We start from the raw sequence: 12097 nt of genomic DNA on the forward strand, positions 1-12097 counted from the left end.
CCTCTATAATACAACTTCGCATCGCTTTGTGAAGGAGCCTTCTATATGATTATCACATCTTAACAGGTTGTCCGAGAATGCGAAATCGCAAAAACTCGGATGTTGATTTGTTAGAACTTATGACTTGAGAAGTCACGGAAAAGTGAATTCTCGGACAACCTGTTGAATACAGAATATAAAATCTGATCTGTCTCTTTCTTAAATCTTCTTTGCGTTTTCATTTGTTCGCTCATCCGCAGGGCAGTCTTCGTTACCGCACTTGAACTCACACCAAATACCTCCCCAATCCTCTCATTATCCAATCCACTGTGTTCCCTCAAGAAGTACATGTACACATCTCTGGCTCTTTGCGATAGCCGTCTTTTCCTCTGTAGTAACCGGCTTTTTTCCACTTCAAAATACCTTGCCACTTCATCCAATACCTTTTCTACCACCCCGTTATCCGCTACCAGCGTTTTCAGGGGCAATTCTCTATCCCTTGCAGAGAGTCGACTGATAAACTTCTTTTGCACCCAACGAATAAACTCATCGCTTCCCAGGACAAGACCGTGCTTGACCTTATATCCAGAAATCTCTTTTCCTGACCCGTTTTCACTCTTATTAATTTCCCATATTCAATCCCTGATTTCCATTCATTCTTATTAAATCCCTTTACAGGATACCCATGGATGGATTTTCCAGGGTCGCTCCATAATAGCAGACTAAGATAATGTGTGTTATAGCCTTATCAAATGTATTCTCTGATCATGGTCTGCCCCAATTCTTCGTAATTCTGTATCCACGTTTCTGTTAGGCACAGTAGGAATAATCCTGCCGTCTACTCGACCGATAGTTTTAAGCTTGTTATAACGTTTTATAATATGATATAAAATTGCTTAAGAAAAAAATGATCCTGCAACGCATATGTACGATATTTTTCACGTTGTAAGATCGCAAGCGGATTTGTCGAGAGTTCAGATAAATCAGGGACATTCAGCGCCGTGTTTGTGGGCTACGAGACGAAGAACATCACCGGCGAAAATATCGACTTGCATGCTATCCAATGTCTGAATCAAAACATATGTAGCTCATTTTTACTCACCCGATAAGGAGAAGACCTATAATTATTTTTATTGATTCCAGCTATAATCCGGAAAGAAGGCTTGGGGTTGGTGGTTTTTTGTGCATTCCTAATTGCCCTGATGAAATACTAGCAGATAACCAGATGTTAGAGAAATTGTATTCTCCGGGTGCAATGAAAACAAGGATTGTGGAGAATACAACGAATACGCGACTGGAACTTCAAACGCTTCTTTGTGCCCTCGAATTCCTCAAATCAGACAACGAAAATATAATCTATGGGAAAATGGAATCGACTACCATTTACACCGACTGTCGTACTGCAATTGATTTATTACGGCGAAGGAAGAGACTTGAGAGTGTTCATTATCGCAGCAAAAGGAAAGGCTCCGCGTTAGTAAATGCTGATATCTACAAGAGCTTTTTTAACCTTTATGATGAGTTTTCACCTAAACTTATATGGGTCAAAGGGCATACACCGGGAAAAACCCGTATCGGTGTACAGAGGATATTTTCAGAAGTAGACAGATTTGTCAGGAATCTATTGAGAAATTATATTTCTCATAATGCCTCATGGGTTGACAAATAACCTTCGCTGTTTTAGACTAAAGGTGTCAAACAGGGTGTGTTGAAGTCGAGACTTTAGTAGTCCCAAAGCTTTCCAAATGATTCTTCCAAGAGGTGAGCCTTGTAGATACGGTTTTACCGGTTTTCCTGAATGACTCTTTCTTTTGCCAGAGTCGTATACTTACTCGTGACAACTTTTTGGAGCTCTATTTTACCTGAAACCCTTTATATTTCGTGCTATTGGCAAAGAACTATTATGAAAATTTGCCCACAGAAAACTTAGAAGACCCCTTTTTTTAGTCGTTACATTGACATATGGAAAGGATTAAACAATGAGCCAGAAAATATTGTACACGCCACAGGAAGTACAGGAACTTATTTCGAAAGAACCCGTTGTCTTAATAGACATCAGGGACGCTGAGCAATTCAAAAAAGGACATATCCCAAACGCAGTAAACATACCTGACATATTTTTCTACCTCAGTGAAAGCACTCCGGAAGGTTTAAACAATATGCATAGAAAATTCAAAGATCTTTTCTCTAACGCAGGATTATCGGCGGAAAAAACTGCAATTGTATATGAAGACAGTTTGAACAACCGATACGGTGGTTCCTGCAGAGGGTACTGGTTACTAAATTATTTGGGACATTCGAGATCAGGAGTTCTTGATGGCGGCTTATCCGCATGGATAAAGGCCGGTTTTCCGGTAAGCAAAGAGATAAGCTTGCCAAAACCAACTGGTTTCTCACTCAAGCCAAATAATAGCATTATGGCAACGAAAGATGATGTCCTCAAGGCGTTACACAATCCGTCAGTAATCCTGCTTGATGATCGCGATAAGGTTGAATGGATAGGAGAAAGCTCGTCGCCTTACGGCGTAGATTTTGCCCCAAGAAAGGGCAGGATACCCGGGGCAAGATGGATAGAATGGTATGAATTTATGGATCAAACGCTGGAAGTCCCCGCATTTAAATCAAAAGAGGCGATACAGAAGCTTTGCGCGAAAAAGGGAATTTTTCCCGACAACAATATTATTATCTATTGCTTTAAGGGGTCCAGGGCATCAAATACCTACATTGCTTTGAAGGAATCCGGTTTTAAAAATCTGAGGGTCTATTTCGGTTCATGGAATGAATGGTCAAGACACCCCGAGTTGCCCATTGAAGAAGGCCCTCCAAAGGAAGAATAAATATTTATCACAAGCCCGACAAACTGCTTAACAAACTAAAAATGGTGTCTTATGCTGATCAGTCTAAGTATTATTAGCACCCTGCGGAATACATACTTGTGAAAATGAAGGAACAAGTCATTTCCAAACAACGTGTCGCCGATCACGGCGAGGTCTTTACCAACGAGCGCGAAGTGAACGCCATGCTCGATTTGGTGAAGCAGGAAACCGGGCGGATCGACTCGCGCTTTCTGGAGCCTGCCTGCGGCACGGGCAACTTCCTGACCGAAATTCTGCGTAGAAAGCTGAACGCAGTGGAGAAAAAATACCGCCGCAGTCAATTGGATTATGAGCGCTATCTCGTTTTGGCAGTCTCTTCCATTTATGGCATTGACATTCTTGAAGATAACGTCGTCAAATGCCGCCAGCGTTTGTTTGACATGGCTGACGAGCGTTACAGCGTCCTGTTCAAGAAGAAAGCCCGCGAGCAGGTACGACAGGCGCTGCGCTACATCTTGAGCAAAAACATCATCTGGGGCGACGCCCTGGATTTGAAAACCGCCGGCGCGCATCCGCAACAGATCATCTTCGCCGAATGGTCTTTCCCTTTGCACAACAGCCAGATCAAACGACGCGACTTTGTCTTTGCCGAATTGCTGCCCGACGACTTGCAGAAACGCCGTCTGCCCGATCTGTTTTCCAAACCCGAATTAGTTTCCGACTTGGGCGAAAAGGTCTTTTTGCCCACCGAGACCCGCAGTCACCCGCTCGTTCACTTTCTAAAGGTTGGAGAAGAGCATGAGTGAATCAACGAACACGCTTCCCAACCCCTTCATCAACGTCAACTACAACCCCGATGTTTTATCCTGCCTGGCCAATCTTTCGAGTGACGAGGTATTCACCCCGCCGGAGATTGCCAACCGAATGCTCGATCTGCTGCCGCCCGAAATCTGGCGCGATCAAAACGCCACATTTCTCGACCCCGCCACCAAGACGGGCATTTTCCTGCGCGAGATCGCCAAGCGTCTGATGGTGGGATTGGAGACAGCCGTCCCCAACAGGCAGGAACGCATCAATCACATCTTCACAAAACAGTTGTATGGCATTGCCATCACCGAAATCACCGCCTTGCTTTCGCGCCGAAGCGTGTATTGTTCGAAGAAGGCGGACGGAAAATACTCGGTCTGCGAAGGCTTCGATGCACCCGAAGGCAATATTTTATTTGAACAAGTGATTCACGAATGGGAAGACGACCATTGTAAATACTGCGGCGCGAGTTTGCACGAATACGACCGCAATGAATCGCTGGAAAGCCACGCTTATAAGTTCATTCACACTACGAACCCTGAGGAGATTTTTAAAATGAAATTCGATGTCATCATCAGCAATCCGCCGTATCAATTGAGCGATGGGGGGTTTGGGAAAAGCGCTTCACCGATCTACAACAAGTTTGTTGAACAGGCCAAAAAACTTCAGCCCAGGTACATGACGATGATTATCCCGTCCCGATGGTTTGGGGGCGGGAAAGGATTGGATGGTTTTCGAGAAGAAATGCTGAATGATGAGCGAATAAGAAAAATAGTGGATTATGAAGACTCTAATGAAATTTTTCCTGGAGTAGATGTCGCAGGTGGTATCTGCTATTTCCTTTGGGACAGAGATAACAAAAGCCCGTGTGAAATAACTAACAGACATAACGATAGTGAAGTTGTATCAAAAAGACAGCTCAACGAATTCGATATTTTCATCAGACATAGTCAGGCAGTACCAATAGTTAGAAAGATACTTGCAAAAGGCGGGAAGCTAATGAATGAACAAGTATCTGCGTATAAACCCTTTGGCTTGAGAACCTATGAAAAACCACAAAAAACAGGAGATATAAAACTCTTTTGGCAAAAAGGTGTGGGACCTTATAGACGAAAAGATATTACAGTTGGCGTAGAAATGATTGACAAGTGGAAGGTTATTGCATCGCGGTCAGGGCATGAACATGCAGGCAACCCCGGCAATGACGGCACTCGCCGCGTTCTTTCAAGAACCGCTATATTGCCGCCTGGAACTATCTGTACGGAAACCTATTTGGTTATTGGTAGTTATTCGACGGAAGAAGAAGCGACCAATTTATTGGCATATATGAAGACGCGTTTTCTGAGATTTCTTATGTCTTTATTTATGTATTCTCACGGCATCACAAAAGATACATTTGCATTTGTTCCAATATTGGATATGACTAAACGCTATACAGATGAGAAACTTTACAGACGGTATGAATTAACAAAAGAAGAAATCGAATTTATTGAATCGAAGATTCGTCCAATGGGTGAAAGCGAAGAAGACGATGAGTGACGATTTTCGCAACAGACTTAAGTCTTCACAAAGCACCCCGCAAGGGCAGAGACTTCGGAAGTCTCTGGAGCCACCCATGCCTAAAGACTTCTTCCCACCGCGCCCTGAAGCGCGTCCCATCATCTACGCCTACGAAGACACGCATCCGCAGTATGCAGGCTTGCTCAAAATCGGCTACACCACGCGCACGGCAGTGGAACGGGTGACGGAGCAATATCCCACCGCACGCCCGGGTGAATTGCCCTTCCGTATCATCTTTGAAGAGTCCGCCATGCGCAACGACGGTTCCACTTTCACCGATCGCGAGATTCACCGCTGCCTGCACGTCAAGGGGTTCAAAAATCCCAAAGGCGAGTGGTTCGCCTGCTCGGCGCAGGAACTGCGAGCCGTATATCTCTCCGTAAAGAGCGGAACAGACAGCGAAGAAGGGCGCACACTCGATTTTGCCATGCGTCCCGAACAACGCGATGCGGTGGAGAATACTGCCGCCTATTTCAACGACTTTAAAAGGGACAAATCTAACAAGGGCAAAACACCGCATTTTCTATGGAACGCCAAAATGCGCTTCGGCAAGACCTTTGCCGCCTACCAACTAGCAAAAAAGATGGGCTGGGAAAAAGTGTTGGTTCTTACCTTCAAACCCGCTGTGCAAAGCGCATGGGAAGGCGATATCAAATATCATGTGGATTTCGCGGACTGGCAGTTCATCTCGCCTGCCGGTTTGTCTTACGAAGCCGCAGACAAGAAAAAGCCCTTTGTCTGCTTCGGTTCGTTTCAGGATTATCTCGGCAAAAACAAAAACACCGGCGGAATCAAAACCAAAAATGAATGGGTTCATACTACTCACTGGGATTGCGTCGTTCTGGACGAATATCACTACGGCGCGTGGCGCGAAAAAGCCAGAGACCTGTTTGAATCCGAAGAAAAAGACGAAGTCAAATTTGCCCAGGGAGAAGGCGCCGAATTTCTGGCTGACGTCAACGAAGAGATTGAGGATATTCTGCCCGTCAGCGCCGATCATTATCTCTACCTCTCAGGCACGCCCTTCCGCGCCATCGCTTCCGGCGAGTTTATTGAAGAGCAAATCTTCAACTGGACGTATTCGGATGAACAGCGCGCCAAGGCAAATTGGAATAGCGGTGATAATCCCTACGCCATGCTGCCACGTATGGTTTTGCTCACCTACCAACTGCCCGATTCCATTCGTGAGATTGCCATGCAGGGCGAGTTCAACGAGTTCGACCTGAACGTCTTTTTCTCCGCCAAAGGACAGGGCATGCTGGCGCGCTTCAAATACGAAGAAGAAGTGCAAAAATGGTTAGACTTGATCCGCGGCGCATTTCTGGCAACGGCGGTGGACAATCTGAAACTCGGGGCGAAGAAACCGCCCATGCCTTTCTCGGATACGCGCCTGCTCAACGTACTTTCGCACACCTTTTGGTTCCTGCCGAGCGTGGCGGCTTGCCATGCCATGAACAACCTGTTGAAACAAAAGCAGAACAGGTTCTATCACGATTACCAGATAATTGTCGCCGCGGGATCCGAAGCGGGCGTTGGTGTGAACGCATTACAACCCGTTCAAGAGGCAATGGACGACCCGCTGAAATCCAGGACTATTACCTTGTCCTGCATGAAATTGACCACCGGCATCACCGTCAGACCATGGACGGGCATCTTCATGCTTCGCAATCTATCCACGCCCGAGACGTACTTCCAGGCTGCCTTCCGCGTCCAATCGCCGTGGACGGTCAAAAATCCCGACGGTTTGCATCCCAACGCCGAGGAGATCATCAAGCGGGAATGTTACGTCTTCGACTTCGCTCCCAACCGTGCCCTGCGCCTGATCACCGACTACGCCACAAGGCTCAACGTCAACGAAGCCGTCAGCCCGGAAAACAAGGTGGCTGAGTTCATCAACTTCCTACCTGTGCTGGCGTACGACGGCTCCTTGATGAAACAGATTGATGCTGCAGGAATTCTCGACATCGCCACCAGCGGCACCACTGCCACCCTGCTGGCACGACGCTGGGAAAGCGCCCTGCTTGCCAACGTGGATAACGAAACGCTCTCGCGGCTGATGGCCAATCAACAGGCGATGGACGCGCTGATGAGCATCGAGGGCTTTCGCAATCTCAACCAGGATATTGAAACCATTATCAACAAATCTGAAGCGGTCAAGAAGATCAAGCGCGAAGCCAACGAACGGGAACTTACCAAGAAAGAAAAGAAGGAACTGACCGACGACGAAAAGGAATATAAGAGCAAGCGCAAACTGATTCAAACGAAGTTGATAAAGTTTTCCACGCGCATTCCTATTTTCATGTATCTCACCGACTACCGAGAGCGCACCCTGCGCGACGTCATCACCCTGCTGGAGCCGCGTCTCTTCAAACGCGTCACGGGTCTGGAGGTCAAGGATTTCGAGCTGTTGGTCAGTCTCAACGTCTTCAACGGACCCTTGATGAATGACGCAGTATATAAATTTAAGCGATACGAGGATTCGAGTCTGGCTTATACGGGAGTCAATAAGCATGAAGACGATGATGTTGGCTTGTATGATACGGTTTTGAGACGGCAAGATTATCAGACAACATTTATGAACGAGCCCATTGAGAATTATGAAGCCAGCGATAAGGAAAAAAGGGGCTAACGTTATAATTCGGGCTTTTGTCTTGCTTCCCGATCATATTCATTGTATTTGGACATTACCTGAAAACGACAATGTTTTCTCAATGCGATGACGATTGATCAAGAGTTATTTCAGCAGATGATACAAGCGTGAGTACAAAAAATTTCAACCCAGGTAGGTACAGATTGGTAAAATAGCCATTGAACGGGAATGTCCCCCGAGTTTTTGTGACTTTTGCCAGACGTTTAATAAAACGTACGGTCGTGTTAACCCTGACAGGGTTTGAAACCCTGACAGGGTTGTTGGACTGTTTTGCACTACCCCCATGAACTAGCCATATTCCAGCTTACATCATGATTCATAACAAGGTACTTATGATAGCGACTGGGAGGGCAAGTACCGAAATAAAATTTGATGAAAATGTTGGACATGAATAATCGCAGTTGTTGGGTTTCGTTTTGCACAACCCAGCCTACACAACTCTGAGCAGGGGTGTCTATGAGATTGTTGAAGCTAAGCAAGGCCTTTACACTAATGGAATCCGGGCCAGTCGTTCTGGTGACCACCAATGATGGGAAGAAGAACAACATTATGACCATCTCCTGGACCATGGTGGTGGACTTCACGCCCAGATTTGCCATGACCACCGGGGAGTGGAATTACTCCTTTCGTGCTCTCAGAAGGACCAGAGAGTGCGTTATCGCTATTCCCACCGCAGATATGCTGGATAAGGTGGTTGGCATAGGTACATGCTCAGGCGCAAACACGGACAAATTCACCAGGTTCAAGCTAACACCCCTGCCGGGAAAAATAGTCAAGGCCCCCTTAATTAAGGAGTGCCTGGCTAACATCGAGTGCAGCGTCGTCGATATTGTCAGGAGGCACAATATCGTTGTGCTGGATGCCGTTGCCGCTTATGTGGCTCCGGATCGGGGAGAGAAGCGCACGGTTCACGCTGTAGGTGATGGAACATTTATCGTGGATGGCAGAAGGCTGAACCGCCGCAAGCTGATGGCATCAAAGCTCCCGGCCGGCGTCTAGTCATACCTGTAGTGTGTCACCGTAAAGTGGGGCTGCGCCCAATAATTCGCTGCAGGTGTAGGAGGATGGGGGCCACCCATTAGAAGGTTCTTGTCAAGCAAAGAAATTCTCTTGAGCAAAAAATCGTAGATTTTTTGCCTTTTGTTAATTGAAACATTATATTGTCCAATATGCCTTGAACCGTCTCTTCATCAGGTACAGTATCTCACCATCACCGCCCCGCACTGCTGCCATTGCTGACGGTTAGCCCGCCATTGATTAAACCGATTAAGCGATTGACTATTGTTATAAAATTATTAGAATGTGACTAAGCTTGTTCGATTGTTTTCGAACCTATATATTTAGACACGGAGATTCATTTTGTTGCGATTGTCGTTGCAAATTTACGGAGAATTCCAGACTAGTGGAAAGACAGGACAAAGAAACTGTAAGTATTTTGTGTGCGTCTTGAGTTGAAGAAAAAGCCTGGGAACAAGGGAACCCTGCACGGAATTCCTCTACAGGAGAGGATGTTTTACTATGATTATTTTAAGGAGGAATCTTTATGTCCGTTTTTGACAACCGTGAATATGATAATCATGAACAAGTTCTGTTTTGTCGCGACCCAGAGTCTGGTCTGTTTGCCATTATCGCTATTCATGACACTACATTAGGGCCTGCTGCCGGTGGATGCCGAATGTGGCCTTATGCCACCATGAGTGACGCCGTGTATGATGTACTTCGGCTTTCCCGGGCGATGAGTTATAAGAATGCGCTTGCCGGCCTGCCACTGGGAGGAGGAAAAGCAGTAATCATCGGTGATCCGCTTAAAGAGAAGAATGAAAAACTCCTTATGTCATTTGCCCGGTATGTTCAGAAGCTGGGGGGACAATATTACGCAGCAGAAGATGTCGGCATTGGCGTCGAAGATGTGGAGATTTTTGCGAAGGTGAGTAAGTATGTTTTCGGTCTGACGAAAACCGGTGACCCCTCACCCTTTACGGCCATTGGGTGTTTTCATGGTATAAGGGCTTCAGTACAGCATAAGCTTAAGCGAGACACCCTCAAGGGACTTACGGTAGCGGTGCAGGGCGTTGGCAAGGTAGGTCAACACCTCTGTAAAATTCTGCACGAAGCCGGCGCCGGGCTCATCGTTGCCGATGTGAATTCCGAAGCCGTTGCTTATGCAGTGAAAAACTACGGGGCAAAGGCCGTTGCCCCCGGTGTAATTTATACACAGGAAGCTGATATCTTTTCTCCGTGTGCCATGGGAGGAACAATAAACGACAATACTATTCCTCAGCTAAAGGCAAGTATCGTTGCTGGTTCTGCGAATAACCAGCTTGATGAAGCGCGCCACGATAAGATGCTTCATGACAGAGGTATCTTATATGCGCCCGATTATGTAATCAATGCGGGAGGCATGCTCAACGCATCGGGTGATATCTTTGGGGAATATGATGTAAACGAGGTAATGAAAAAGATATCCGGTCTGTATGACGTTACCTTAAGAATATTTGAAACAGCACAGCAGGAAGGAAGGCTTACCTCTGAAGTTGCCGATGAGCTTGCCCGGCAGAAAATCACGGAGGGAAAAGTATCGAAAAAATGACATTAATTGGGAATGTTTACCGCAAATGCTTTTCCTCAAGGAGAATAGATAATTTTATCCTTTTCCTGTGGATTTAAAGCATCACCTCCTTTTTAACCATGCTGCACATGGAATAATATAATAGTTCCCACTCCTGCTAGGAGGAGAATGAATTGTCTGATACTTGCCTGGATACCAATTTTCTGATTCAGTTTGGGAATGAGATCAGCAGTTGCAATATAGATAAAGCTTGCGGCAGAAAAAGCAAGGATATACGGCACGACAGCTTCCATCGATTTCAAAAAGAAATAGGCGATTACTGCGCCCGGCAAGGTAGTAATCGAAGACAGAATGTTGTAGAAGAAGGCCTTGTGTCGCGAATAACCGCTTTCAAGAAGGATTACGAAATCTCCTATTTCCTGGGGTATCTCGTGCGCAATCACCGCAAGCGCGGTTGCCACGCCAAGGGGGAAAGACGTAAGAAAAGCCGCAGTAATGACCGCCCCGTCAACAAAATTGTGAAAGGCATCTCCCACGAGAATAAGCGGACCCGCTGAATTATGCACTTCACACCCTTCAACATGACAGTGCCGCCAGATCACCAGTTTTTCAAGTAAAAAGAAGATAATTATTCCGGCAAGCACCAATGACAGGATTGATCGCGGTTGGCTATATTCCAGCGCGTGCGGTATCATTCCCAGAAAAGCTGATCCAAGCAATGTCCCTGCCGCATAACTGACGAGACAGGGAGTAAGTATTCTCCGCGTACCTTCAGGAAAAAATAAAAGAAGTGCAGCCCCACTAACTGATACCACGCTGCCCAGGAGACTGAAAATAATAATCCACACCATAAGCATACAGACCTCGCAGTCTGAAAAAACAACTTTACTGAAAACGTAACCATTCAACAAAATTAACGATATAGGGGTAGAGATAATAGCAAAACGAGAGAAGAATCTCAAGGTATTTACGCAATAGAAGAAAGGTGGAGGAGTAAGGACGGCAGGGATCAACACAGGAAATTATAACGACCATTGCAATAAGCTTTTTAAGAAGATGATGAAGGCATTCACGAGATTTTCTCAATTCCTTTTAATAACTGATGGCGACACCCCTATTTCGGATAGTGTAAAAGGTAAGATCAAAGTACTTGTCCAGTGATGTTGGTGGCATATCCCGTATCAGACAAGGTACATAGTATGTCACAAGGCGGGATCAAGTATAAGGGGAAGACGGGCTGCAGGCAATATCAGAGCTCCTGAGATACGTGCAATATGGCCAATTGTTGATTGTCAGAAGACCATTGAGATGATGATAGCGTCCGGGAGGAAACGATTGGAAGCAGTGATTTGGCATTGTGTGTCTGAGGAATATACCCACATGGTTTCCTACCTTGGTTGTATAGGAATTTTCATTTTATTTAAACGGGCTGCGGGGTGGCATAGCCGTACTTGTTTGCCCTTGTTGCTGAGTATACACACGGCTTTGGTATATCACACGGACAAACAAAGTTTGTCAGTGCCACCCTATAACCGAAGGGATACCTTGAGAATCTAAGCCTGGCATGTTTACGGCGATCGAAAACATGTACTGAGTTTATCGAAGAAGAGGCTCATGAACAAAACGACAGGGAAAGGAGAACGAGTCATGCGTACGGTTAACCCGACTTTCGCAATTCGAGCTGAAAAAAGGTTATTTTTAGGCATGAATCGCCCA

9 protein-coding genes are annotated in these 12097 nt (G+C 46.0%); 7 read left to right on the forward strand and 2 right to left on the reverse strand.

What is annotated here, in order from left to right; translation table 11 throughout:
- Positions 1 to 110 precede the first annotated feature (110 nt).
- Complete coding sequence (locus BIY37_RS10190) at positions 111 to 512, reverse strand: helix-turn-helix domain-containing protein (protein ID WP_179129365.1); 402 nt, start codon at positions 510 to 512, stop codon at positions 111 to 113.
- A 599-nt stretch (positions 513 to 1111) separates the two neighbouring features.
- Between BIY37_RS10190 and BIY37_RS10195 the strand changes: the two genes are divergently transcribed.
- The 7 genes from BIY37_RS10195 to BIY37_RS10230 all read left to right on the forward strand — a co-directional run bounded on the left by BIY37_RS10195 (position 1112) and on the right by BIY37_RS10230 (position 10402).
- The gene (locus BIY37_RS10195; protein ID WP_261340850.1) at positions 1112 to 1648 is read left to right on the forward strand and encodes a ribonuclease HI; all 537 of its coding nucleotides are present in this window, start codon (positions 1112 to 1114) and stop codon (positions 1646 to 1648) included.
- 310 nt (positions 1649 to 1958) lie between these two features.
- Positions 1959 to 2816 carry a sulfurtransferase gene (locus BIY37_RS10200; protein ID WP_070067744.1) on the forward strand — a complete coding sequence of 286 codons (858 nt, stop codon included), beginning with the start codon at positions 1959 to 1961 and terminating at the stop codon, positions 2814 to 2816.
- 104 nt (positions 2817 to 2920) lie between these two features.
- On the forward strand, positions 2921 to 3601 hold the full coding sequence (locus BIY37_RS10205) for a DNA methyltransferase (RefSeq protein WP_070067745.1): 681 nt from the start codon (positions 2921 to 2923) through the stop codon (positions 3599 to 3601).
- The gene (locus BIY37_RS10210) at positions 3594 to 5141 is read left to right on the forward strand and encodes an Eco57I restriction-modification methylase domain-containing protein (RefSeq protein ID WP_070067746.1); all 1548 of its coding nucleotides are present in this window, start codon (positions 3594 to 3596) and stop codon (positions 5139 to 5141) included. Before BIY37_RS10205 ends, BIY37_RS10210 begins: the two co-directional genes overlap by 8 nt.
- 76 nt (positions 5142 to 5217) lie before the next feature.
- Positions 5218 to 7791, forward strand: coding sequence for a GIY-YIG nuclease family protein (locus BIY37_RS10215; protein WP_070067747.1), 2574 nt, complete (start codon positions 5218 to 5220; stop codon positions 7789 to 7791).
- 477 nt (positions 7792 to 8268) lie between these two features.
- Positions 8269 to 8811: a flavin reductase family protein gene (locus BIY37_RS10225; RefSeq protein WP_070067748.1), complete on the forward strand. Its 543-nt coding sequence runs from the start codon at positions 8269 to 8271 to the stop codon at positions 8809 to 8811.
- Between the two features lie 544 nt (positions 8812 to 9355).
- Positions 9356 to 10402 (forward strand): Glu/Leu/Phe/Val dehydrogenase dimerization domain-containing protein, encoded by a 1047-nt coding sequence (locus BIY37_RS10230; protein WP_070067749.1) that lies wholly within the window; start codon positions 9356 to 9358, stop codon positions 10400 to 10402.
- Between the two features lie 92 nt (positions 10403 to 10494).
- Here BIY37_RS10230 and BIY37_RS10235 read toward each other — a convergent pair whose 3' ends face one another.
- Positions 10495 to 11238 carry a ZIP family metal transporter gene (locus BIY37_RS10235; protein ID WP_070067750.1) on the reverse strand — a complete coding sequence of 248 codons (744 nt, stop codon included), beginning with the start codon at positions 11236 to 11238 and terminating at the stop codon, positions 10495 to 10497.
- Positions 11239 to 12097 lie beyond the last annotated feature (859 nt).

The organism is Candidatus Brocadia sapporoensis (assembly GCF_001753675.2).
Classification (GTDB): domain Bacteria; phylum Planctomycetota; class Brocadiia; order Brocadiales; family Brocadiaceae; genus Brocadia; species Brocadia sapporoensis.